The following is a 23552-nucleotide window of genomic DNA, read 5'->3' on the forward strand; positions in this document are numbered from 1 at the left end:
CCGGTGTCGTCGGACGATGCGGCTCTCGAAGCGGTCCCTCAGGCTCCTCCTCGCGACAGTGATGGTCCTCTCGTCGCTGACCGTCACGGTCGGCTACGTCCAGAGCGAGCGAACCAACGATCAGGTAACCGGCGACCCGGCCGTCGAACAGGCGTTCCGGTCCGGAGATCGCGACGCCGTCGTCGGCCCACGTAACGCCACAACCATCGTCGCGACGGACTCGAACGCGTTCGTCAGCGACGAGAGCGACGCGCCGCGGGCGATGGCCGAACTCGCGGCGTTCGGCCCGGACGGCAGCGTCCGCTACTACCAGAACGACCACACGCGCTACTGGGACGTCGACCCCGTCGCGGGCACCGAGGCCACCGTCGAGTTCGTCTACGCCGACCACCTCGACGCCGAGGAGTGCGATGGCTCGGTCTGCACCCGGAACGGCGTGGAACGCGTGAACCTCACCACGGGCGAGCGCACCGACGTGTTCAGCCGGATCACCGCCGGCAAGCACTCCACGCGCTGGCACGACGCCGACCGGATCGACGAGCACCGCCTGCTCGTCGCCGACATCGCCGAAGACCGGGCGTTCATCGTCAACACCACAACCGGGCTGATCGAGTGGTCGTGGGAGGCCCAGTCCGCCTTCACCGTCGAAAGCGGCGGGCCGTTCCCCGACGACTGGACGCACATCAACGACGTCGAACACGTGGAAATCGGCGGCGAGGAGGCGGTGATGGTCAGTCTCCGGAATCAGGACCAGGTGGCGTTCGTCGACATGGACGGCGAACTCATGGTGAACTGGACGCTCGGCGCCGACGGCGACCACGCGACGCTGTACGAGCAGCACAACCCCGACTTCATCCCGGCCGAACGCGGCGGCCCCACGCTGCTGGTCGCCGACTCCGAGAACGGCCGGGTCGTCGAGTATCAGCGCGAGGGCGGCGAGTGGGTCACGTCGTGGTCGTGGGCCGACCAGCGGGTTCAGTGGCCCCGCGACGCCGACCGCCTGCCGAACGGCCACACGCTGATCACCGACTCCAACGGTGACCGCGTGGTGGAAGTGAACAGCGCGGGCGACATCGTCTGGTCGGCCTCCGTCGGCTTCCCCTACGAGTCCGAGCGACTGGGCACCGGCGACGAGAGCCAGACCGGCGAGAGCGCGGCGTCGCTGGGGCTGACGAGCCGCGAACCCGACCCCGCGGAAGCGTCGCTGTTCGAGCGAGCCAGCAACGCCCTCCCCCCCTCGATCCAGAACGGCATCGCATACGTGTTCCCCCGCTGGGTTGGGCTGCTCGAAGGCATCGCGCTGCTGGCGCTCGTCGGCGCCCTGCTGGGCTGGGCGACGCTGGAGTACCGCTGGACCGACCGCAGATTGGCCTTCCGCTCGCCGATCCGGATCCGCCGGAAATGAGGCTCGACGAACTCGCACTCTCGCGCGACGACGCGCCGTGGCTCGGTGCCGTTCTCGCGGCCGGCCTGCTCACGGTCACCGTCTACCTCGCAACAAACCCCTCTCCAGCCTACGGCGCCGGCCTCTATCTCCGGATCGCCGACGCCATCGCGGCGAACGGCTACGCGCCGCCGGCCCGGATCGGCGGCTACACCGCCGACGGCGTCCCTCTCGCCTACCCGCCGCTCCAGTTCTACGTACTGGCAGTGCTACTGGATCTGGGCGCCGATCCCGTCGCGCTGGCGCGGTTCCTCCCCTCGGTCGGCGTGCTCGGCGCGCTCGTGCCCGTCTACCTGTTTGCGCGGGACCACGCGGACTCCCGGCTCGCGGGCGCGGCAGCGGGCGTCGCCGTCGCGCTCAACCCCCAACTGCTGCAGTGGCACATCTCGGCGGGCGGGGTAGTCCGCGCGTTCGCGTTCTGCTACGCGCTGACGGCCATCTACGCCGGCTACCACGTCTTCCGCGGTGGCTCCCGGCGTGCGACCCTCGCCGGCGCGCTGGCGTTCGGGCTGACGCTGCTCACCCATCCGACGTACTCGCTGTTCGTCGTCGTCACCTACCTCCTGCTGTGGGGTGTCCGAGACCGCTCTCTAGCAGGATTCGGCCGGGGCACGGCGGTCGGCGTCGGCGGCGCCGTCGTCGCCTCGCCGTGGCTGCTCTGGGTCACGACCACCCACGGCGTGGACGTGCTTACGGACGCGGCGGGCACGCACGGCGGCATCGGCGGCGGCGCGGCGACGATTGGCTTCTCGGCCACGCTGCTGCCGCTGGCGGGCGCGGCGTACCTGCTCGCGGCCCGTCGGGAGTACTTCCTCGCCGCGTGGGCCGCGGCCGCCGAACTGCTGTTCGCCCAGCCGCGGTTCGCGTTCACCGTCGGGAGCGTCGTCGGCGCCGTCGCAGCCGTCGACGTTTCGGCGCGGATCCGGGCGCTCGACGGCAGTGTCTCGCTCCCGTCGCTGGGAACGGTCGACCGATGCGCGGCCGCAGCGGCGCTCTGTCTCGTCGTCGCCAGCGTCGGCGGCGGCGCCTACCTCGCCCACGAGATGACGCTGACAAGCGATCCCTCGTCCCCGGAGTTCATCGACGGCGAGGACATCGAGGCGATGGCGTGGGCCGAGACGGAGACGCCGCCGGACGCGTCGTTCGTCGTGATCGGCGACGCCGCCGAGTGGCTCCCGGCGCTCGCGGATCGGACCATCCTCGTCGGCCCGTGGGGGGTGGAGTGGGACGGCCCCGAGGCCTACGAGGCGCAGTTGACGGCGTTCGAGACGCTATCGCGGTGTGACAGCGCCGACTGCGTCGAGGCGGAACTGGCCGCCGTCGGCACCGCGCCCGACTACGTCTACCTCCCGAAGGGTGCCTACACGGTCCGGGGCCACCGCGAGGTGACGTTCGGCACGCTGGAGCGCTCGTTCGCCCAAGATGGGGACTGGGAGCGGGCGTACGAGAACGAGGGCGTGGTCGTGTTCCGGGCGACCGACTGACCAGGTATCTGTCGCCCGGAGCGCCACAAGATCTTGCCTCGGACGATCCGAGGACGGCCGTGAAACGGGCATAGACCATACATTTTTGACTTCGGAGCGGATATCGGTAGGCATGGAAGACATCAAGGGAGCCGAAAACGTATGGAAGCGCGTTAAGCGCCGGTCTGAACTGAGCCGCCGAACGTTCGAGAACGGTGTCGTAGTATCCGAGCTTCCCGATTAACTGAGTCTCTGGACGAACGTTCCTTTCCCTGGATCCGTCTCCTTTATGAGTTCAGGCATTTCGGATCGGTCCAACACTTCCTCCACAAACTGCACCCAGAGTTCCTGGTGGTCTCTCTCGGCGCCGTTCCCTACGTCGCCCTTATCGAATTCGTGCGCGTAAAGGTCAATACGAATTCCGGACTTCCGCGTTACCTCAGAAAACCCTACTGCTTTAGCATGCGCTAACAGTCCGGTCTTTCGACGGAGCAACAGCAGTCTCTTGGACTCGTGAACGTATCTCTCCGCCCAGGTGTACCACTCCCCTTCGTAGGTACCCGCCGCTGGTAGATCAGGGTCTGACCCCTGTGCGATAGAGTTCAGATACGTTCGGAGAAACGCGATCGCTGTACGGTGGTTCGCGTTTGGGAGGCTGTGCTTTCGGATCAGTTCCGAGACTATCTCACCCTCGACGACGGGAACCCGTTGGCGCCATTCGACGTTGCTGAGCGCGTCTGAAATCTTCGGTGGGTCGAACTTCTTGTACCAGTTCAACGGTTCCTCCTTCGCTTCCCAGTCCCGACTAACGCCCAAGAACGTGCTTATGACTGCGTCAATCAAAGGAAGGTCTTCCTTGGGGACTTCGTTCTCCCACCCCTCGGGAATCCGTTTTGGATGATCGTACGCAGCATAGAGGGCATAGATTCGATTCCCAGGATCGAACTGCTTGGTTTCGGAGGCGAATCGTGCCTCTCCGTCAGTTCGATCTTCAAAGTCGGTACGGACTCCCGCGATACGGCGCCTGTTTCGGTTTAGGAACCTGAGGGATAGCACGAGGTCATCGTGTTCCGTATGGTAAGGTAGGGCCTCGGCCATCGTCGTATTCGGTGTTCCCACCCTATAACAAATAGTTGATCCGGTCTTGAATGAACGATGACATGGTGAGGTTCTACCCGGTAGCATACCACGACCACCGACTACTTCCCCCTCGCTACCCAGCTTTCGGCTAATGACCGACTCGTCAAGCGGCCGGAACCGACTGGCCGACGAGGCCAGCCCGTACCTCCAGCAGCACGCCGACAACCCCGTGAACTGGCAGCCGTGGGACGACGCGGCGCTCGCGGAGGCCAAGGAGCGCGACGTGCCCATCTTCCTCTCGGTGGGCTACTCGGCCTGCCACTGGTGTCACGTGATGGCCGAGGAGTCCTTCGAGGACCCCGAGACTGCCGAGATACTCAACGAGAACTTCGTCCCGATCAAGGTCGACCGCGAGGAGCGCCCGGACCTGGACCGCGTCTACCAGACGGTCTGCCAGCTCGTGACCGGCGGGGGCGGCTGGCCGCTCTCGGCGTTCCTAACGCCCGAGGGCGAGCCGTTCTACATTGGCACCTACTTCCCGGCCGAGCCCCAGCGCGGGCAGAACGTCCCCGCGTTCCCGGATCTCTGTCGACAGATCGCCGGCTCGTGGAGCGACTCGGAGCAGCGCGCGGAGATGGAGAACCGTGCCGACCAGTGGACCGCGGCCGCGCGGGACCGCATGGCGCCGACTGATTCCGGCAGCGGCGGCGACGGTGAGACCGAGGCGCCCGGAACTGACGTGCTCGACGACGCCGCGGCGGCGGCCATCCGCGGCGCCGACCGCGACAACGGCGGCTTCGGTCGGAGCCCGAAGTTCCCCCAGCCGGGCCGGGTCGAACTCCTCCTTCGAGTAGCGACGCTTTCGGGCGATCCCGAGCCGCTGACGGTCGCCGAGAACGCCCTGAACGCGATGGCCGGCGGCGGCCTCTACGACCACCTCGGCGGCGGCTTCCACCGCTACTGCGTCGACGCCGACTGGACGGTCCCGCATTTCGAGAAGATGAGCTACGACAACGCCACTATCCCGGCGGCGTTCCTCACGGGCTACCGCGCCTCGGGCAACGAGCGCTACGCCGACATCGTCCGGGAGACGCTCGCGTTCACCGAGCGCGAACTCTCCCACCCCGAGGGCGGCTTCTTCAGCACGCTCGACGCCCGGAGCGAGACGCCAGAGAGCCGACTTGACGAGGGCGAGGAGCCCGAACGCGAGGAGGGGGCGTTCTACGTCTGGACGCCCGAGGAGGTCCACGAGGTGCTCGACGAGCCAGCAGCGACCCTCTTCTGCCGGCGCTATGGCGTCGTCGCCGGCGGCAACTTCGAAGGCGGCACGAGCGTCCTGACCGAGACAGTTCCCGTCGCGGAACTGGTCGGCGCCGAGATGGATGTTGCAGGGGAGACCGTCGAAGCGCCCAAAAGCGAGAACGAAGTCCGCGACCTGCTTGCCGACGCCCGGGAGACGCTCTTTGCGGCCCGCGAGGAGCGTCCGCGCCCGCCACGCGACGAGAAGGTGCTCGCTGGCTGGAACGGCCTCCAGATCGGGACGTTCGCACGCGCCGGCTTCGTACTCGGCGACGACGACCTGATCGACCGCGCCGAATCGGCACTCGCGTTCGTCCGCGAACAGCTCTGGGACGCCGACGAAGAACGGCTCTCCCGTCGCTTCAAGGACGGACAGGTGGGCATCGACGGCGCGCTCGAAGACTACGCGTTCCTCGGCCGCGGCGCGTTCGAACTCTACCAGGCCACCGGCGAGGTGGCGCCGTTGGCGTTCGCGCTCGACCTCGCATCGGTCATCTCGGAGGCGTTCTACGACGAAGACGACGGCACGCTCTACCTCTCCAGCGACGAGGGCGAGGAACTGGTCGCCCGGCCCCAGGAGCTAACCGACCAGTCGACTCCCTCCAGCGTCGGCGGCGCCGTCTCGCTGCTACTGGATCTGGACGGCTTCACGGACCGGGATCTGGCCAGTGTGGCCCGGGAGACGCTCGCGACCCACCGCGGGCGTATCGAGGCCAGCCCCGTCGAGCACGGGACGCTGGCGGTCGCCGCCGACGCGGCGGCGCGCGGGTCGCTCGAACTCACGATTGCTGCCGACGAACTGCCCACAGATTGGCGCGAGACGCTCGCAGAGCGCCATCTGCCCGGAGCCATCGTCGCCCGCCGCCCGCCGACGGAGGCAGGGCTGCAGAACTGGCTCGACGAACTCGGCCTCGACGAGGCGCCGCCGGTCTGGGCCGGCCGCGAGGCGCGGGAGGGTGAGCCGACGGTGTACGCCTGTCGCTCCTTTACCTGCTCGCCGCCGGAGACCGATCTGACAGCGGCGCTCGAGTGGGTTGAAGCGAACCTGTAGAACTGCCGCGTGAACGAAGAAAAAAGGTCAGCGCGAACTCCCGCGAGGGGAAGCGAATCATCGCTGCAGGGCCGTCCTCCCGGCCCAGCCGACGACCAAGCCGGCGGTGGCCGCCGGGAACATCGCCGCGAACAGCGCGGCCAGCGGCAAAGCGGCGAACAGCAGCGCCATGCCGAAGGTAGGCGGGGTGCGATACGTCCGATTGTCCGAATACTGCACTGGTGCGTACATCCTCTGGAGGGGGTTACGTCGTGCGTCAGCAGGGCGATACGAGCCCGTCCCCGTATCCGGGTACCCGAGCCCACTGGCTCGAAGGAGTCTGGATCGGGTCGGGGCCGCCGGGGGCGAACTGCGTCAGGTCGCCCACTCGACGGCGGGAACGACGACGCGCGCGAACCGGGCACGGGGCCCACGGTCACTGACCGGATTCCGGTCGAGTGACTTGACCCCCGTGCCGGGGAGAAGCACGCTCATGGGAGTGAGTGATTGCACGTCGTCGTCACCTCAGTCAAAGGTAGTGAAGCCGACAGTAAAAAACTGAGCAGGGCGTGGTAACACACAGCATCCGGGGCAGCAGCAGCCCCGCGAACTTACTCGGAAAGCTGGTCTGCGAGGTACTGCGCGATAGGGCGGGCCTCGTTCTCGACGAAGCGGGCGACCTCCTCACCTTCCTTCTCGACGATCACGGTCGGGATCAGTTCGATGTCGTACTCCTCGATCCCTTCGCCGACTTTCTCGCCGTCCTCGCGCTCGACCGCGTAGGCGAGGATACGCTCGTCGGGCACGCCCGCGGCGTCGAGCGCGGCCGCGAAGGCGGGTAGCTGCTTGCGGCAGTCGCCACACCAGTCGCCGCCCCAGATACGGAACACGAGGTCGTCGGCGCCGAGCGCGTCGACGGCATCCTCGTGGGATTCGGCGTCCCACATCGGATCCGGTTCGAGCGTCGAGAGCGTCGATTCGGGCGCGTCGGGTGCTGCGTTGGACATACCCGAACTCGGCGCCGCGCGGGCATAAGCGATGCGCCGGCGGTTAGTGAGTACCGCCGACCCATCCTGCGCCGGCGGTTAGTGAGTACCGCCGACCCATCCTGCGCCGGCGGTTAGTGAGTACCGCCGACCCATTCTGCGCCGGCGGCGACCCGGCTCAGTCGCCGATACTGCTCCACGCCGCGCCGCCCAGCGCGCCGAAGACGAGCGGGTAGACGAGACCGGCGAGCAGCACTGCAGTAACGAGATCTGGCGCAACCGAGCCGTCGTAGTCGAACAGGAAGCGACCCAGCAGCGCCAGCGGGAGGTAGCCCAGCACCACCGTCGCGCCCCCGACGGCGCCGTCAGCGAGGTCGTCGGCGCTGCCGAGGCGGGCGACGGCCAGCCCCGCGGCGAGCAGGAGTATCACCGGAACGAGGTAGAGTAGCACCACCGCGCCGCCGTCGCTGGCGGCGATGAAGTTCTGCGAGCGCGGGCCGCCGAAGCCGCCCGTGGCCCGCGTGCGGACGAAGTGGGCGTTGTAGAACAGCCAGCCGACGCCCTGCCAGACGGTGGCGGTGTCGCCGCCGAACAGGTCCGCGATGAAGTTGAAGCTGGCCAGCCGTTCCTCCACGGAGCCGCTGGTCGCTAAGTAGGTGATCAGATAGCCCAGCAGATACGCGCCGACGCCTGCGGCCGCGCCCTGTGCCAGCGGGAGCCGTTCGGTGAGACTGTCGGTAGCCATACGTCCGTGAGCAGCGACCCGAGCGGGCAAATCTCTGGTGGCTGTGCTTTTCTGCCGACCCCATCGCCGCAATCGTGTCGACCAGTAGAAAGATGCGGCAGCGGTGAGAGAACACGAGCGATGGGCTGGGACGCCTACCGAGCTGACGGCGGCGACGACGCCGAGGCGATGCGCGACGCCGGAAAGCGGAATGTCGACCGGCTGGAACGGTTCTACGACGAGCCGCCGGCGTCGCTGGCGAGCGTGGGCTGTGGCACCGGCGAACTGGCGCTGACCTACGGCGAGCGGCACCCGGAGGCGACTGTCGTCGGCTACGACGCGAGCCCGGTCGCGGTCGAACCGGATGGCTACCTGATCGCTACCTACCCCTCCCCGTCGACGCGGGCGCTCTACCGCAAGCAGGCCGACGACCCGGAGACATCGTTTCTGACAGATCGCTTCCGGAAGGTGCTGGACGGCGAGAGCGTCCTGACTGAAGCCGAAATAGAGTCGGCACTGGGGGTGCCAACGCGGAGCTTGGCACGCCGTCGACGACCACGCAGCCGACGAGGTGGCCGAGACGCTGCCGTGTGTCGTCGCACAGCAGCCACAGTGAACGCTGTCCACGGGCGGCCGCTGTCGCTATTCCTTTAGGCACGACCCGGCTACCTCCGAGCAAATGGACGCGAACGTGCTCGGTGCCATCGGCACGCCGCTGGTCGAGGTGGCGTCGCCGACCGGCACCGTCGCCGCGAAGTTGGAGTCGAAAAACCCCGGCGGCTCCGCGAAGGACCGCCCCGCCCTCTACATGATTGAGGCCGCCGAGGAGGCCGGGGAACTCACCGAGGGCGACGCCATCGTCGAGCCCACCAGCGGCAACACCGGCATCGGGCTGGCGATGGTCGGCGCCGTCAAGGGGTACGACGTGCGGATCGTGATCCCCGGCTCCAAATCACCCGAGCGCCGGCGGGTGATGCGGGCCTACGGCGCCGACATCGAGGTCGTCGACGGCGACATCAGCGACGCCCGCGACCGCGCGGACGAACTGGAGGCGACCGGCGACTACGTGCAGGTCCGGCAGTTCGAGAACGGCGCGAACCCCCGCGCGCACTTCGAGACCACCGGGCCGGAAATTCTGGAGCAGGTCGAGGACCGCGAAATCGACGCGTTCGTCGCCGGTGTCGGGACGGGCGGCACGCTCACGGGCACCGCTAGACGACTCGATCAGGAGTTCCCGGAGATGGAGGTCGTCGCCGTCGAACCCGAGGAGAACGCGATCCTCTCGACGGGCGAGTCGGGCCACGACGACTTTCAGGGAATGGGCCCGGGGTTCGTCTCGCCGAACCTCGACGTCGAACTGGTCGACGCGGTGGAGGTGGTGAGTCTGGAGAACGCCGAACGCGAGTGCCGCTGTCTGGCCCGCGAGGAGGGGATTCTGGTCGGGCAGTCAAGCGGCGCCGCCAACGTCGCCGCCCGTCGCACTGCCGTGCGACTCGCCGAGGAGGGCGTCGACGATCCGCTCGTGATCACGGTCTTCCCCGATGGCGGCGAGCGCTACATGTCCACCGGGCTGTTCGAAGCCGAAGAGGCCGAGGACTGCCAGTGGCAGTGTGAGGACTAGCCGCCGAACTCGGCTTCCGTCACCCGGACGACCAGCACCTCGTCGTACCCCTCGCGTTCGGGGGTCCACTCCCCTTCTCGCTCGACGAACGCCAGATCCTCGATGTGGTCGTCTTCTACACCGTACACCTTCAGGAACGTCCCGGTCTCCTCGGGGTCGACTTCGCCGTCCCGGATCGCCGTCGCCAGATCCCGGGAGAGCCACTCGGTCTCCGAGACCGAGTCCGACTGGACCAGCGCCGTGCGGACGAAGCGGACGAGGTACCAGTTCAGGTCGTTCAGCAGGGAGACGGCGGCGCCGATGGAGACGGTGTCGAGCGCGAGGCTGTTCTCGTAGGGCTCCCGCAGGTCGTACGTCGCGAGCGCTTCGCGGGCGGTCTCCCGGGAGAGCAGTTCGTAGCGGAGGCCGCTCTCGGGGTCGCCCAGTAGACAGACCTGCGCCATTATCGGGCCGTCGCCGGCGCCCATAAAGTGGGTTGCGGTCCGGCGACGCTCACCCCTCGTCGGCGACGTAGCGCTCGTCGGCCAGCGCCTCGGCCCGCGCGAGCAGGTCGTCAGGCTCCGCGGCCTCGACCTGTTCGATGGTCGCGTTCGTCTCGGGGTAGTCCGGGGCGACGCGCTCACAGCCGACGTTCATCGTGGCGTCGACGAACGTTCCGATGTCTCGGGCCTGTTCGACGATCTCGGGCTTGTCGCGGGTCAGCAGCGGGCGGTAGACCGGCCGCGTCGCGGCGGCGTCGGTGGTCCGGAGGTTCGGCCCGGTCTGGGAGGACTTCTGGCCGACCGACTCGCCCGTGGCGAGCGAGTGGGCACCCACGTCGTCGGCGACGCCCTCCGCAACCCGGAGCATCGCGCGCCGGAGCGAGAGCATCCGCGTCGAATCGGTTTCGGCGACGAGATCCTCCACGAGATCCCCTGCCGGAACCACCCGCAGGCGGGCGTCGACGTGGGGCGCCGAGCGCGCGACCACGCGGGCGGTCTCGGTCGCGCGGGCGAGGTGGTCGGCGCCGCCGTAGGCGCCCAGATCGAGGTAAACGGGGACGACCTCCAGTCCGCGCTTGAACAGCTCCCAGCCGGCGACGGGCGAGTCCAGCCCGCCGGAGAACAGCAGGACGGTCTTCCCCTGCGTCCCGACCGGGAGGCCGCCGGGGCCGTCGTACTCGACGGCGGAGACGAACGCCTCGTCCTCGCGCACGTCGAGGCGGTAGGTCCGGTCCGGGTCGTCGAGGTCCACGTCGGCGCCGGTCGCCTCACCGACCGCGGCCCCGACCTCGCGCTCGATCTCCTGGCTGGTGAATGGGTGGGTTTCGGCCGAGCCGGCGCGGTTGGCCCGGACTGCGAACGTCGCACCCTCTGGGTGATCCTCGGCGAGCGCGACCGCCGCACGTTCGAGTGGCTCGCGCTCCGGCGCGACCGAAATCGCCGGCCGTGTGGAGACGACGCCGAACGTGTCGGCGGCGGCCTGGGCGGCTTCGTCAGGCGAGAACGCTGAGTTATCGGCCTCTGCGTCGCCGCCCTCGGCGGGCCAGATCAGGATCCGCGACCAGCGGCGCTCGACCCGGCCGGCGATCTCTCGATCCTCGAGGATCGCGCGGACGTTCTCGGCGAGGCGGTCGAGCATCTGCCCGCGGACCTTGCCGCTCTTGATGCCCAACTCCCCGAAACGGACGACCGCGAGATCCGGTGACGGCTGCACGGGCGGGCTAGCCGGCGGGCGGGCATGGGTGTTTCCCTCCGGCGGCGTGAGGCGGAACGCTTACCGTGCGCTCGGCGGAGTCACCGGGAATGGCCCTCTCGACTGACACGATACTGGTCGGTATCGCACTGATCGTCTACGACGCCGGGTTCAACGAGTGGTCGACGGCGTTCACCGGCGTCGGACTCCTGCTGGTCGCGGGCGGCTACGTGCGGTCGCTCTACGGGGAGGCGACTGGCGCGGGCCAGTAGCCCCAACCCAGCCAGCGTGAGCCCCGTTGCCCGCGGATTCGCCTACCGCGCGAGCACGTCGGCGTCGATGGGGTCCTCCATCTCGCCGGTGATCGACTCCAGTAGATCCGTCACCGTCACCATCCCGATCACGCCGCCGTCCTCGACGACCAGCGCCAGTTCCTGGCCCTCGATCTGGAACTGGTCGATGGCGTCGCTGACGCTGGTGTCGTGGGAGAGCGTCATCGGCGGCGCCGAGAGGTTGGTGAAGTCCACCTCGCCCTCGGCGACGCCGTCGCGGTAGCGTGCCAGCATCGGGAAGTAGACGATGCCGCGGAAATCCTGTAGGCCCTCGCCGATCAGGGGGTAGCGCGTGTGGGGGTGTTCCTCCATCCGGCGGAAGTTCTCCGCGGCGTCGACCGCCGTCGAGAGCGTGACGATCTCCTCTTCGGGCACCATCACCTCCCGCACTGCCCGGTCGCCGATGGTGAGCGTGTTCAGGATCTCCTCGTGGCGCTCTTCGGGAATCTGGCCCTCAGAGAGCACCGAACCCAGCCGTTTGTGGAGGTCCGCCCGGGTCTCGATGACCTCCTCTTCGGTCTCCAGCCACGCGCCGGTCATCTCGACGCCGAACAGGCCGAGCGTCGCCTTCGCGACCCAGTCGCCCAGCTTGATGATCGGCAGGATCAGGCGATTGCACCAGTACAGCGGCGTCGCGCCGTACTTGCAGACGACCCGCGAACGCTCGACGCCCAGATACGTCGGCGTCTGCTCGCCGTGGGTCAGGTGGACGAGGTTGATGAGCAGGAAGGCGAGGATGGCGCCGGCGCCGGCGCTCGCGAGCGCGGTGTTCCGGAACAGCGGCTCGAAGATGGCTGCAAGCGCCGGCTCGGCGACGATACCGACCGCGATGCTGGAGGCGGTGATCCCGACCTGACAGGTGGTGAGATACAGCTCCAGATCGTGGGTCATCTCCCACGCACGCTGGAGTGCTTTGCTCCCGCCGTCCCCGAGGAACTCCTCCTCTGAGAACTGTCGGGCGCGGGTGAGCGCGAACTCGATAGCGACGAAGAAGCCGTTGGTGAGGATGAGCCCCAACCCCGCGAGAAGTCGGAGCGTGAGTTCGAGCGTCTCCATGGGGCGGCGCTCGGTCGGGCGCCGTAAATGTCCCGTGGCCCCTCAGAACGTCGACAGCTCGCCTTCGATGGCCGCGCGCGTGATCTCGGTGACGTTCGCCAGCTTCTCGTCGACGATCTCGGTCACGTCGGCCTCCAGGTCCTCGACCTCGATGTCGTCGGCGGTGACGACCTGCGCGTCGGCGACGTGGGGCTGGTCGATGGGGCGGCCGATCTGGGAGAGCAGGCGGAGTTGGAGGTCGCGGATGCCCTCGACCTCCTCGACGACGGCCTCGGCGGTCGCCGTCGAGAGGAGGTTGTAGATCTTCCCGATGTGGTTGACGGGGTTCTTCCCGGAGGTGGCCTCCATGCTCATCGGGCGGTTCGGGGTGATGAGGCCGTTGGCGCGGTTCCCACGGCCCACGGAGCCGTCGTCGCCCTGCTCGGCGGAGGTGCCGGTGACGGTGAGGTAGACCGAGCCCTCCTCGTAGTCGTCGGCGGTGTTGACCTCGACGCTGACCTCCCGGTCGGTGCGCTCGCGGGCGACCCCGAGCGCGTACTCGCGCACGGCAGCGACGGCGTCCTTGTACGCCTCCAGATTCTCGACGTAGGCGTCGACCATCGCGACGGCGACGGTCACGTCGATCTGATCGCCCTCGCGCTTGCCCATCACCTTCACGTCCGGGCCGACCACGGGGTTCTCGTCGGCGTACTCGCCGTTGAGGCCGTGCTCGATCTCGCGAACGATAGTCTCGGTCTCGGTCAGGGGCGCGTGGCCGACGCCAAAGGAGGTGTCGTTGGCCATCGGCACCTGCACCTCGTCCTCGCCGAACACGTCCTGCAGGTCGCCCGAGCCCTCGCCGAGGCGCACGTCGACGACCACGTCGGTGCCGTACTCCAGTTCCGGGATGTTCTCGTTCAGGTACTCGCGGGCCGCCGCCAGCGCGGTGGAGTCGACGGGGAGTTCGTACTGCCGGCCGTCCTGCTCGTAGCTCTTGGTGGCGCGGCCGACGATGAGGATATAGATAGGCTCGACGACTTCGCCGCCGCCGTAGGCCGGCGCCGCGCGCCCTGCTGCAAGCTGGGTTTCGTCAGTGTTGTAGTGCAGCACCTTCCCGACCCGGTCGAGATAGAGCTGTGAGAGTGCGCGCGAGACGCTTTCGGCGATGCCGTCACAGATGGAGTCGGGGTGACCGATCCCCTTTCGCTCGACGATTTCGACCTGCTGGTCCTCGACCGCCTGCCGGTCGAGTTCCGAGACCTGAATGTTCCGCGTCATTGCCCGTTCTTCCCGGGCACCGAATCTATAACCTTCGGAAACGATCCGACGCCGGGAAATTACTACTGCACATCACCGAGCAGCAGGCCGAGGTAGGAGGTGCGGATCTGCTCGTCGGGGTCGAAACCGAGATCTCGGAGGAGCGACTGGGCGCCCTCACGGACTTCCTCGATTTCGGATTCGGGCGCCTCGCGGTCGACTTCGACGAAATCGCCGACGCCTTCCACTGAATCGAGCGTGATCGTGTACCCTTCGAGCGCGAATCGCTCGCGCTCCTTCTCGACGGTCGCGGCTGGCGCGAACCCGAGGCCGTCGAAGATCCCCGCGGCGGCGTCGCCGTCGGCGACGGCCGTCTCGTGCTCCTCGCGGGTCTTCGACGCCGCCTCGACGAGCGGTCCCTTGTAGGTCAGTTTCGTCGTCGTTTCGCCGGCATCGAGGTCGGTCTCCTCGCGCAGGCGCAGCGCCTCGTCGGTTTCGGCGAACTCCCGGTGGGGGGCGTCGTAGTAGGTGTCGACCTGCCGGACGTGGTCCACGGGACCGGCGCCGGCGTCCTCGAGCGCCGCGCGGACGCGCTCGTGGTCGGCCTCGACTTTGAGTTCGACCTCGTACATGGATCGGGGATCGACGGCGGCGGCGAAAAGGCTGCCCTCTCGGCAGTGTCGGCGGGACACACGTCGATGCGGTGGGGCTCGCGGCGTGCGACGGTCGGAACTGAGCCGGGTCAGGCAGCGTCTGAGCGGCCGACGATCCCCGGCATCGAGCCCCATCCGGGCCCGAAACGTTGTGCTTAAGAGTGGAACACGAGACGATAGAGGTATGAGTGAGAACGAGGCCGACGCCGACGTCGAGGCCGAAGCAGAGACCGATGCCGAGACCCAGTCCGGCATTCAGGAGGGCGACTTCGTCCGCATCGACTACAACGTCCGCACCGTCAGCGACGACCGCGTCGTCGACACGACCCGGCAGGACGTCGCCGAGGAGGCCGGCATCGACGACGACGAGTACGACTTCTCCCCGCGCATCATCGTCGTGGGCGAGGGTCACGTGTTCCCCGGCGTCGACGAGGCGCTCACCGGGAACGAGGTCGGCAACGAGGGCACCGTCGACATCTCCGCCGAGGACGGGTTCGGCGAGTACGACCAGGAGGAGGTCCGCACCATCAGCTCCGCGAAGCTCGACGAGGAGAACCGACGCCCCGGCGCGCAGGTCCAGATCGACGGCGAGCAGGGCTACGTCGAGACCGTGATCGGCGGCCGCGCACGCGTCGACTTCAACCACCCGCTTGCGGGTGAGGACCTCGAGTACGAGTACGAGGTCGTCGATGTCGTCGAGGACGACGAGGAGAAGGCCGCCGGTCTGCTGGGGATGTACCTCCAGATGGAGCCGGAGCTCCGCATCGAAACCGAGACGGTCGAGGAGGAGGTTACCGTCGAGGACGAGGAGGGCGAGGAGACCACCGAGACCGAGGAGGTCGAACAGCGCACCCTCTACATCGAGGCCAGCCAGCAGATGCAGATGAACCAGCAGTGGATGTTCCAGAAGCAGCAGGTCGCGCAGGAGCTGATGGACCGGCTGGATCTCGACCGCGTGGTCGTCGAGGAGGTCTTCGACGGCAGCAGCGGCGGCATGATGGGCGGTATGGGCGGCATGATGGGCGGCATGGGCGGCGCCGAGCAGATCGAGGAGGAGCTCGAGGACATCGAGGGCGACCTCGAGGACGCCGACGTCGACGCCGAGGAGATCGTCGAAGAGCTCGACGACGAGTAACGCCCTCGCCGCGAGCACGCGACTCGTTCGCACACCGACCGAAGCTTTTTGCGACAGCCGGCAACAGTCTCCGATAGCCGATGCTCCTCGTTCAGTTCTGAGCCCGCGACGCTCACTCGACGGCAGCGAGGCGATAGCCTCGTTAAAACCGTGGTCGCCGGACCACGACACGAGCGACGGCGGGAGACCCCCTGAGGCACCGATCTCCGACAGTCTCGGGTCTCCCGCCCGCCGCGGGCGGTTCGCCGTCGCCGTCCGCCCACGGTGGGGGACCCACCCTCACCACCGTTGCAAGACTCACCAGCGACTCAGACCGACGTATCGACAGCGACCACCGACGACGACCCGGCTGCTGACGCCGACCGGACCGCCATCGTCGTCGCCCGCGACGCCGACCAGCAGCCAGATACCACGGAAATCGAGCGCCTCGCCAGCGCGGCGGGCTACGCCGTCGTCGACGCCATCACGCAGCGGCGGCGCGAGGACGGACAGTACAACGTCGGCCGCGGGAAGGCCGAGGAACTGGCCCGTCGGGTGGCCGAGACGGGCGCCGACGCCGCGCTGTTCGACGTGGAACTCACGCCCGGTCAGTACAGCGCGCTCACCGGACTGCTCCCCGACGGCGTCCGGATCATCGACCGCCACCGGCTCGTCCTCGACATCTTCGAGACGGGTGCCGGCGGGAAGGCCGCCCGCCTGCAGGTGGAGTTGGCGAAACTCCGCTACGAACTGCCGAGAGTGCGCGAAACCGAGGAGCGAACCCACATGCAACGGGCCGCCGAAACCGGCTCCCGGGTGGTCGACATCGAGAGCCGGATCCGGACCGTCGAGACCAAACTCGACCGCCTCGCGGACCGCGCGAACGAGCGCCGCGCGGAGCGCCGCGAGCAGGGGTTCGATCTCGTGGCCATCGCGGGCTACACCAACGCCGGCAAGTCTACCCTCCTCCACCGTCTCGCGGACGACCTCTCGGTCGAGGGGATGGAACCCGACCACGCGGATCTGGACGGCGTCGCCGAGGTGGAGGATCGCTTGTTCAAGACGCTCGACACCACCACTCGGCGTGCGACCGTCGACGGTCGGCGCGTGCTGCTGACCGACACCGTCGGCCTGGTCGACGGCATCCCGCACGATCTGGTGGCGGCGTTCAGCACCACACTGAGTGCGGTCGCCGACAGCGATGCGGCGCTGCTGGTGGTCGACGCGAGCGATGACCGCGAGGGTTTTCGGGAGAAACTTCGCGTCTCGCTCGACGAACTCGGCCACCCGCGGGGCGAACTACTGATCGTGCTCAACAAGGCAGATCTCGTGGATGACGGCGCCCTCGCGGCGCGTCGGGAGGTCGTCGAAGAGGTGGCTGGCGACCGTGTGACGGAGGTCCTCCCCGTGAGCGCGCTGGCGGGGACGGGAACTGATCGCCTCCGCGACGTTGTCGGCGACGTGCTGCCCGACGCAACCGCCGTGTTCGACCTCCCGAACACCGGCGAGACCCAGTCGTTCCTTGCGTGGGCGCACGAACACGGCCGGGTCGATGCCGACTACACCGGGAACCGGGTCCACGTGACGTTCTCGGCGCGTCCCGCAGTGGTCGAGCGGGCGCGATCCGAGGCGGCGACAGTCGAAACTGACGACGGCGTCTGACGCACGTCAGACGCTCTCGGGCCACTGAGACCGCGTTCCTCCGCTGACTTTTTCTCGGTGCCAACCAAGGTGGTACTCATGAGCGACAACGGCGGCAACGACCGGCGACGAGATATCGAGGGGCGAATCAACACGCTGGGCACGGGCCCCAACAGCGCCACTGGGCGCGGAACCAACCGAGGGCGGCGCTCCCGGGACGCCGCAGCCGACACCGAGGCCGACGAGGGCGATGTCGACTCCGGCCTCGGCAGCGACGGCGAGGAGACCGGGTCCGTCAAAACCGACGCCGATGCGCTCGCCGACGACGCGCCAGACGCCGACGACGAGAGTGAGGCCGACGCCGACGAAGCGGATGACGAGGCCGAGGAGGCTGACGCGTCCGAGGACGACAGCGAGGACGAATCGGCCGATGACGGCCCCGCGGAGACCCGCGCGGAGGACGTCGACGAGCGCTCGTCGCTGGAGATCGAGATGGACCGGTTCGTCCGCGCCTTCGCCGCGCGCCGCGCCGACAAGATCGGCGAGGACAGCCTCGACGACTACATCGTCGGCTCGGTGAAGGGCTATCTCGCGGGGCTGCTCGGCGGCGACGTGGAGTCCCCCGGCACGCTCGAGCGCACGGTCGAGGTCGAGGCCGACGACATCTTCGGCGGCCTGCTCGGGGCCGTCGCCGACGAGGAGCAGGATCAGGGCGACGTGGTGGTCGCGGCGGTCGCCGAAGCCTACGACGTGCCCGAGGCGGACTCGCTGGTCGTCGCCGGCCTGCGCGACCACGAGGCGCTGCTGAACGGTGTGGTGGCGAACAACTCCAACAGCCTGAGCGACGTCTCCGAGGTCGTGCAGGCGGCCGTCGAGACGCGGCTGATCGAGGAGCGCGCTGATTAGGTGTCTTCGCGGTTCGGCCTTCGTTTGAGGTCTTTTCGGGAGTAGCTTCCTTTGCGGGATTCGTTTTCGTGACTGCTTGGTTCGTTACTTCTGCGACGCACACGACCGCGGAGTTCCCTTGGACACTTGTGACCGCACAGCCCCGAACCGCAGCCACAGCCTCCCCAACTGATTCGCTCGGGCTTAACCCTCGCTCATCCCTCGCGCTTGCTCGCGTCCGTCGGCGCTCGCGTCGCGCGCCACAACCGGCTGTGGTCGCGGTGGACGCCTCGCGCTCGCAACGTTCGCGAGCGTCACCAGAACGCGAAGCGTTCTGGTTGGCGAACGAGAGCCGGAGGCTCTCGTCAACGCGGGGGGAGGGTGCGTGGCCGACCGGAGGGAGGCCACGGAAGACCGAGCGGGGAGCGTCAGCGACCCGCGAGGTGGGGACTCGGAGCTGCGCCGTTAACGGGAGCGAAGCTCCCGTTTGCCAGCAGGAAGGCGGCGCCTTCCTGCGACGTCGACGAGAGCCGCAGGCTCTCGTCTGCCAACCAGAAATCTCTGATTTCTGGTGACCGGACCTTGTGTCCGGCACCCTGCGGTCACAAGTTGCCAACGACAGAGATGCTGTTGCCGTTGCTGTCGCCGACGGAGCCCACCCTGACACCATTCACTCCCACCTATCCCGATCCAAGGGCGGGAGCCTTATCCCCCATCACCGAGAATCAGGCGCTATGCAACCACGGGACCTCTCTTCCCACGTCGAGTACGTCCCCGGACGGGGGGTCGAGGAGGTCGCACGCGACCTCGGTCTCGACCCCGACGAACTCGTGAAACTCTCCTCGAACGAGAACCCCCACGGCGCCAGCCCCGCGGCCATCGACGCGGTTCGGGGCGCCGCCGAGGACATCTCGATCTACCCCAAGGCGGCCCACACGGACCTCACGGTCGACCTGGCCGAGAAGTGGGACCTCACGACCGAACAGGTCTGGGTCAGCCCCGGCGCCGACGGCGCCATCGACTACCTCTCGCGGGCGATGCTCGACCCCGCGGACCCCGTGCTCGTCCCCGATCCTGGCTTCTCCTACTACGGGATGAGCGCGCGCTACCACCACGGCGACGTGCGTTCCTACGACCTCTCGAAAGCCGACGACTTCGAGATGACCGCCGAGACGGTACTCGAGGCCTACGACGGCGAGCGCATCGTCTTCGTCACCTCGCCGCACAACCCCACCGGTGCGACGATGGCCCGCGAGGAGATCGAGGCGCTGCTCTCCGGCGTCGACGACGACTCGCTCGTGGTCGTCGACGAGGCCTACGGCGAGTTCGCAGACGTTCCCTCCGCGGCCGGACTGCTCTCCGAGTACGACAACCTCGCAATCCTCCGGACGTTCTCGAAAGCCTACGGGCTGGCGGGGCTCCGGATCGGCTACGCGCTCGTCCCCGAGGCGTGGGGCGACGCCTACGCGAAGGTCTCGACGCCCTTCGCCGCCAGCGAGGCGGCGCTGCGGGCCGCGATAGCCGCGCTAGCGGACGACGACCACGTCGAGAAGTCCGTCGAGAGCGCCGAATGGGCCCGCGAGCACATCCACGAGCACCTCGACGCGCCCACGTTCGACAGCGCGGCGAACTTCGTGCTCTGTGACGTGGGCGACGGGAGCGCCGTCGCCGAGGCTGCCCAGCAGGCGGGCGTGATCATCCGGGACTGTAGCTCCTTCGGGCTCCCGGGCTGTGTCCGGATCTCCTGTGGCACCGAGACAGAGACGCGCCGGGCCGTCGAGACGCTGAACGACGTGCTCGCGGATCTGGAGGCACCCGAACCATGAGCGAGAACACCGACAACGCCGCCGACCTCGCGTTCGAGCGTGTCGTGCTCACGGGCACGCCCGGGACGGGCAAGACCACCGTCGCCGAGAGAGTGGGCGACCGACTCGATATCGACGTACACCACCTCAACGACCTGATCCGGGAGGAGGGGCTCCACGAGGGCGAGGACGAGCAGCGCGGCTCGCTCGTCGCCGATCTCGACGCGATCCGCAAGCATCTCGGGGACTGGTCGGGCCTGCTCGACTCGCATCTCGCGCATCACTTCGGGGCGGACGCCGCAATCGTGCTGCGCTGTCACCCCGACGAACTCGAGGCGCGTCTGGAGGAGCGAGACGAACCCGAAGCGAAGATCGCCGAGAACGCCGAGAGCGAGGCGCTGGATATCGTGCTCAGCGAGGCAGTCCGGGCCTACGGCGAGGAGAACGTCTACGAAATCGACACCACCGACCGGTCGGTGGAGGCCGTCGTCGACGACGTACTCGCCGTCCTGCGGGGTGAGCGCGAGCCGTCGGCCGGCACGGTCGACTTCACGGGGGCGTTGTGACGCTCGATCAGTACCGCGAGGTCGCGGACCGCCTGCTCGTCCCGTTCGTCGACGCCGCCGAGGCGCTGGGACTCACTCCCGACGGCGTGAGCGTCATCGCCTTCGTCTTCGCCGGCGCCGCGGGCGGCACGTTCGCGCTGGCGGGCGGGCAGGGGCCGCTCTGGCTCTATCTCGTGGCCAGTTTCTTCGTGTTCGCGAACGGTTGGCTCGACCTCGTGGATGGGGCGCTCGCCCGAAGCCTCGGCACCGACTCGAAGGGCGGCGACCTGTTGGATCACGTGCTGGACCGCTACGCCGACGTGCTGATCATCGCCGGCCTCGCCGCCGGCGCCGACGCATACGCGCTGGGGCTGCTGGCGGTGACGGGCGTCCTGCTCACCTCCTACCTCGGCACGCAGATTCAGGCGGTCGGACTGGGCCGGGAGTACGGCGGCCTGCTCGGTCGCGCGGACCGCCTCGCACTGGTGGGCATCGTCGGCGTCGTCGCCTTTGTCCTGCCGGGTGACATCGTCGCCGGCCTCGGCGCCGTCGAACTGCTACTCGTGCTGTTCGCTGCGGTCGGCCACCTGACCGCGATTCAGCGGTTCTGGGGCGCGTGGTCGGATCTCTCCTGAGTCGGTTTGAGTCTTTCTGTCACGCCGGGGAAAAGCTGATACCCTGCCCAAACCCAGCCCGAAAAGTGACCGATCACCGACAGGCGAACCGTCGGCTCTGGAACGAGTGGAGCGACGACTTTCAGGCCATCTGGAACGCCAACAACACGCCGTCACGGAGAGCGAACCCGAGGAGACGGACCTGCCGGAACTGCTCTGGCGCGTCCCCCAGAGCGTGCGGTTCTGGGCCGTCGCGGCGTAGCTACTCCGCTACTCCAGACTCAGGCCGGCGTGCCAGCGGTCCGCGCCGGCTTCCTCTTTCACTTCGTCCATCTTCGCCAGCAGTTTCACCGCGAGGCTCGCGGTTTCGGCGGCGACGGACTCGCCCTCGGTCATGAACTCGCCGGTGGATCGGTTCGCGAACACCGAACAGATAGCGCCGGCGCGCAGGCCGTAGATGTTCGCTAGCGTGCAGATGGCTGCGGTCTCCATCTCGATGTTGAGCACGTTCGCCTCCTTCAGATCCTCGACGAGGTCTTCGCTGCCGGCGGCCTCGAAGCCGTCGAACCCTTCGCGGCCCTGCCCGGCGTAGAAGGAGTCGGCGGACATCGTGAGGCCGACGTGATAGTCGTGGCCGAGGCGCTCAGCGGCCGCGATCAGGGCGGAGACGACCTCTTCGTCGGCGACTGCAGGGTAGTCCTCGCGGACGTACTCCTTGCTCGTGCCCTCCTGTCGGACGGCGCCGCGGGTGATCACGAGGTCGCCGACCTCCATATCGGGCTGGATCGCCCCGCAGGAGCCAACGCGGATGAACGTGTCCGCGCCGACGCGAGCCAGTTCCTCGACGGCGATTGCGGCGGAGGGGGAGCCGATTCCCGTTGACGTGACCGAGATTGGCGCGCCGTCGAAGTTCCCGGTCGCGGTGCGGTACTCGCGGTGGTGCGAGACCTCGTCGTAGTCGTCCCAGAGCGGCGTAATCTTGTCGACGCGCTCGGGATCGCCCGGGAGGAGCACGCTGTCGGCAACGTCACCGGGTTCGAGTTCGACGTGGTACTGCATCTCGTCTTCGGCGTCGGACATGTTCCCGGGGTTCGTGCTCCAGAGCGTAAGGCTGTCGTTCGCTTGCCGGGACTACACGCCGGCCAGCAGTTTCTCGAAGAACCGGTCCTGATTGACCTGGTCTTCGCGCTCGTCGCGGTCGTCGGCTAGATCCAGCCACCGGAGCACGACCACCAGTTCGTGTTCGGGGTCGACCCAGACGACGTTCTGGCCGTGGCCGAGGAACGCGTAGGCGGACTCGGGCGCCGACGGCCAGAGCGTCTGGTCCGTGTTCAGCCACAGCAGGTAGCCGTAGTTCTCGTAGACATCGCAGGGGTCGGTGGCCTTCTCGACCCATTCCTCGCTCAGCAGGCGTTTGCCGTCCCACTCGCCCTCGTTCAGCAGGAGGTGGCCCGCCCGCGCGAGGTCGGTCGTCGACGACCAGAAGCCGCCGCCCCAGTGGCCGCCGCCGGAGACGGACTCCATCGTCCGCCCCTCGATGTCGACTTTGGAGTTGTGGTAGCCGTGCCACTCCCAGGTTCGGGAGGCGCCGATGGGGTCCATCACCTCGTGGGCGAGCACGCGCGGCAGGGGCTTGGCGTGCAGACGCAGCAGCGAGAGCGCGAGGCGGTTGATGCGGACGTCGTTGTACTCCCAGAACGTCCCCGGCACCTCCAGTTCGCGCGGTTCGTCCTTCCCGGGCCCGCCGGTCTTGCCGACCGCGCGGTTGCGGTCGATGCTGTCCGGGCGGTCGAACAGCTCACCCCCCCACTCGGAGGTCTGCTGGAACAGGTGTTCCCACGTGATCTTGGCGTTGTGGTCGCTGTTGAAACCGCTATCGCCGGACTGCGTCCGGCTGCTCGAGGAGCTCCGCTCCTCGTTGTCCGCTATATCGTTTGCTACGCGGGCGTCGAGGTCGAATCGACCCTGATCCCACGCGACGCCGCCGACGATGCTGAGGAACGATTTGGCACACGAGAAGCAGTGGTCGACGCGCTCGGTGTCGCCCCACTCGGCGACGACGCGGCCGCTCTCGAGGATCATCCCGGCCGGGCCGCCCCGGCGGTCCGGGACGGGACCGAGGAAGCCGCCGAGTTCGCCCTCGGTCTCGTCGAACGGTTCGAGGTCGGGCATGTGGTACTCGACAGTCTCGTCGGGCGTGCCGTGGGTGAGGTGGAACTCGACGGCGTCGTCGACGGCGTCGGCGTCGATACCGGCCTGTTCGGGGGAGATTTGGTCGAAGCCGTCCTCGTCGTGTGGGTCGGGGAAATGCATGGATTTCGGTGGGGGTGTGGCGAGGTTAAGGCCTGGC

At 68.1% G+C, this 23552-nt stretch carries 24 protein-coding genes; 13 read left to right on the plus strand and 11 right to left on the minus strand.

Annotation, left to right across the window (positions count from 1 at the left end; genetic code table 11):
- Positions 1 to 16: 16 nt before the first annotated feature.
- Positions 17 to 1405 carry an arylsulfotransferase family protein gene (locus J2753_RS05735; RefSeq protein ID WP_209490968.1) on the plus strand — a complete coding sequence of 463 codons (1389 nt, stop codon included), beginning with the start codon at positions 17 to 19 and terminating at the stop codon, positions 1403 to 1405.
- Positions 1402 to 2928, plus strand: coding sequence for a glycosyltransferase family 39 protein (locus tag J2753_RS05740; protein WP_209490969.1), 1527 nt, complete (start codon positions 1402 to 1404; stop codon positions 2926 to 2928). The genes J2753_RS05735 and J2753_RS05740 overlap by 4 nt, the downstream gene beginning before the upstream one ends.
- A 219-nt stretch (positions 2929 to 3147) precedes the next feature.
- Here the strand turns inward: J2753_RS05740 and J2753_RS05745 are convergent, their stop codons facing one another.
- On the minus strand, positions 3148 to 4005 hold the full coding sequence (locus J2753_RS05745) for a hypothetical protein (RefSeq protein WP_209490970.1): 858 nt from the start codon (positions 4003 to 4005) through the stop codon (positions 3148 to 3150).
- A gap of 133 nt (positions 4006 to 4138) precedes the next feature.
- Here J2753_RS05745 and J2753_RS05750 point away from each other — a divergent pair, with 133 nt between their 5' ends.
- Positions 4139 to 6337 (plus strand): thioredoxin domain-containing protein, encoded by a 2199-nt coding sequence (locus tag J2753_RS05750; RefSeq protein WP_209490971.1) that lies wholly within the window; start codon positions 4139 to 4141, stop codon positions 6335 to 6337.
- Between the two features lie 57 nt (positions 6338 to 6394).
- On the opposite strand, the gene J2753_RS05755 is transcribed toward J2753_RS05750, so the two are convergent.
- The 3 genes from J2753_RS05755 to J2753_RS05765 form a co-directional block, all read right to left on the minus strand.
- Positions 6395 to 6556 carry a hypothetical protein gene (locus J2753_RS05755; RefSeq protein ID WP_209490972.1) on the minus strand — a complete coding sequence of 54 codons (162 nt, stop codon included), beginning with the start codon at positions 6554 to 6556 and terminating at the stop codon, positions 6395 to 6397.
- A gap of 371 nt (positions 6557 to 6927) precedes the next feature.
- On the minus strand, positions 6928 to 7323 hold the full coding sequence (locus J2753_RS05760; RefSeq protein WP_209490973.1) for a thioredoxin family protein: 396 nt from the start codon (positions 7321 to 7323) through the stop codon (positions 6928 to 6930).
- A gap of 157 nt (positions 7324 to 7480) precedes the next feature.
- Positions 7481 to 8047 carry a transporter gene (locus J2753_RS05765; protein WP_209490974.1) on the minus strand — a complete coding sequence of 189 codons (567 nt, stop codon included), beginning with the start codon at positions 8045 to 8047 and terminating at the stop codon, positions 7481 to 7483.
- Between the two features lie 120 nt (positions 8048 to 8167).
- Between J2753_RS05765 and J2753_RS05770 the strand changes: the two genes are divergently transcribed.
- Positions 8168 to 8680 carry a class I SAM-dependent methyltransferase gene (locus tag J2753_RS05770; RefSeq protein ID WP_209490975.1) on the plus strand — a complete coding sequence of 171 codons (513 nt, stop codon included), beginning with the start codon at positions 8168 to 8170 and terminating at the stop codon, positions 8678 to 8680.
- Between the two features lie 25 nt (positions 8681 to 8705).
- A complete protein-coding gene (locus J2753_RS05775; RefSeq protein WP_209490976.1) occupies positions 8706 to 9647 on the plus strand; it encodes a PLP-dependent cysteine synthase family protein in 942 nt (313 codons plus the stop codon).
- Here the strand turns inward: J2753_RS05775 and J2753_RS05780 are convergent.
- Both J2753_RS05780 and J2753_RS05785 read right to left on the minus strand, forming a co-directional pair.
- On the minus strand, positions 9644 to 10090 hold the full coding sequence (locus J2753_RS05780; protein WP_209490977.1) for a DUF5804 family protein: 447 nt from the start codon (positions 10088 to 10090) through the stop codon (positions 9644 to 9646). The two genes, J2753_RS05775 and J2753_RS05780, sit on opposite strands and share 4 nt — an antisense overlap.
- 49 nt (positions 10091 to 10139) lie before the next feature.
- Positions 10140 to 11342 carry a tRNA sulfurtransferase gene (locus J2753_RS05785; protein ID WP_321168783.1) on the minus strand — a complete coding sequence of 401 codons (1203 nt, stop codon included), beginning with the start codon at positions 11340 to 11342 and terminating at the stop codon, positions 10140 to 10142.
- 89 nt (positions 11343 to 11431) lie between these two features.
- Between J2753_RS05785 and J2753_RS05790 the strand changes: the two genes are divergently transcribed.
- Positions 11432 to 11593 (plus strand): hypothetical protein, encoded by a 162-nt coding sequence (locus J2753_RS05790; RefSeq protein WP_209490978.1) that lies wholly within the window; start codon positions 11432 to 11434, stop codon positions 11591 to 11593.
- A 42-nt stretch (positions 11594 to 11635) separates the two neighbouring features.
- Here the strand turns inward: J2753_RS05790 and J2753_RS05795 are convergent, their stop codons facing one another.
- From J2753_RS05795 to cyaB, 3 genes are all read right to left on the minus strand, one after another.
- Positions 11636 to 12709 (minus strand): CNNM domain-containing protein, encoded by a 1074-nt coding sequence (locus tag J2753_RS05795; protein WP_209490979.1) that lies wholly within the window; start codon positions 12707 to 12709, stop codon positions 11636 to 11638.
- A gap of 42 nt (positions 12710 to 12751) precedes the next feature.
- Positions 12752 to 13966 carry a methionine adenosyltransferase gene (locus J2753_RS05800; RefSeq protein ID WP_209490980.1) on the minus strand — a complete coding sequence of 405 codons (1215 nt, stop codon included), beginning with the start codon at positions 13964 to 13966 and terminating at the stop codon, positions 12752 to 12754.
- Between the two features lie 62 nt (positions 13967 to 14028).
- On the minus strand, positions 14029 to 14577 hold the full coding sequence (gene cyaB / locus J2753_RS05805; protein WP_209490981.1) for a class IV adenylate cyclase: 549 nt from the start codon (positions 14575 to 14577) through the stop codon (positions 14029 to 14031).
- A 205-nt stretch (positions 14578 to 14782) separates the two neighbouring features.
- Between cyaB and J2753_RS05810 the strand changes: the two genes are divergently transcribed.
- The 7 genes from J2753_RS05810 to J2753_RS14535 all read left to right on the plus strand — a co-directional run bounded on the left by J2753_RS05810 (position 14783) and on the right by J2753_RS14535 (position 21464).
- On the plus strand, positions 14783 to 15733 hold the full coding sequence (locus J2753_RS05810) for an FKBP-type peptidyl-prolyl cis-trans isomerase (protein WP_209490982.1): 951 nt from the start codon (positions 14783 to 14785) through the stop codon (positions 15731 to 15733).
- A 288-nt stretch (positions 15734 to 16021) separates the two neighbouring features.
- Positions 16022 to 17374 (plus strand): GTPase HflX, encoded by a 1353-nt coding sequence (hflX, locus tag J2753_RS05815; RefSeq protein WP_209490983.1) that lies wholly within the window; start codon positions 16022 to 16024, stop codon positions 17372 to 17374.
- A 78-nt stretch (positions 17375 to 17452) separates the two neighbouring features.
- Entirely contained in the window at positions 17453 to 18259 is an 807-nt protein-coding gene (locus tag J2753_RS05820) for a hypothetical protein (protein ID WP_209490984.1), read from the plus strand.
- 713 nt (positions 18260 to 18972) lie between these two features.
- Positions 18973 to 20064, plus strand: coding sequence for a histidinol-phosphate transaminase (hisC, locus tag J2753_RS05825; protein WP_209490985.1), 1092 nt, complete (start codon positions 18973 to 18975; stop codon positions 20062 to 20064).
- Positions 20061 to 20609, plus strand: coding sequence for an adenylate kinase family protein (locus J2753_RS05830; protein ID WP_209490986.1), 549 nt, complete (start codon positions 20061 to 20063; stop codon positions 20607 to 20609). The genes hisC and J2753_RS05830 overlap by 4 nt, the downstream gene beginning before the upstream one ends.
- On the plus strand, positions 20606 to 21223 hold the full coding sequence (locus J2753_RS05835; RefSeq protein WP_209490987.1) for a CDP-alcohol phosphatidyltransferase family protein: 618 nt from the start codon (positions 20606 to 20608) through the stop codon (positions 21221 to 21223). Before J2753_RS05830 ends, J2753_RS05835 begins: the two co-directional genes overlap by 4 nt.
- 106 nt (positions 21224 to 21329) lie before the next feature.
- Positions 21330 to 21464, plus strand: coding sequence for a hypothetical protein (locus tag J2753_RS14535; RefSeq protein ID WP_281064180.1), 135 nt, complete (start codon positions 21330 to 21332; stop codon positions 21462 to 21464).
- Positions 21465 to 21472: 8 nt separating this feature from the next.
- Here the strand turns inward: J2753_RS14535 and J2753_RS05840 are convergent, their stop codons facing one another.
- Together J2753_RS05840 and J2753_RS05845 are read right to left on the minus strand one after the other, a co-directional pair.
- On the minus strand, positions 21473 to 22282 hold the full coding sequence (locus tag J2753_RS05840; RefSeq protein WP_209490988.1) for a nucleoside phosphorylase: 810 nt from the start codon (positions 22280 to 22282) through the stop codon (positions 21473 to 21475).
- Between the two features lie 51 nt (positions 22283 to 22333).
- On the minus strand, positions 22334 to 23515 hold the full coding sequence (locus J2753_RS05845) for a serine hydrolase domain-containing protein (RefSeq protein ID WP_209490989.1): 1182 nt from the start codon (positions 23513 to 23515) through the stop codon (positions 22334 to 22336).
- Positions 23516 to 23552 lie beyond the last annotated feature (37 nt).

It is taken from the genome of Halolamina salifodinae (genome assembly GCF_017874235.1).
Taxonomy (GTDB): Archaea; Halobacteriota; Halobacteria; order Halobacteriales; family Haloferacaceae; genus Halolamina; species Halolamina salifodinae.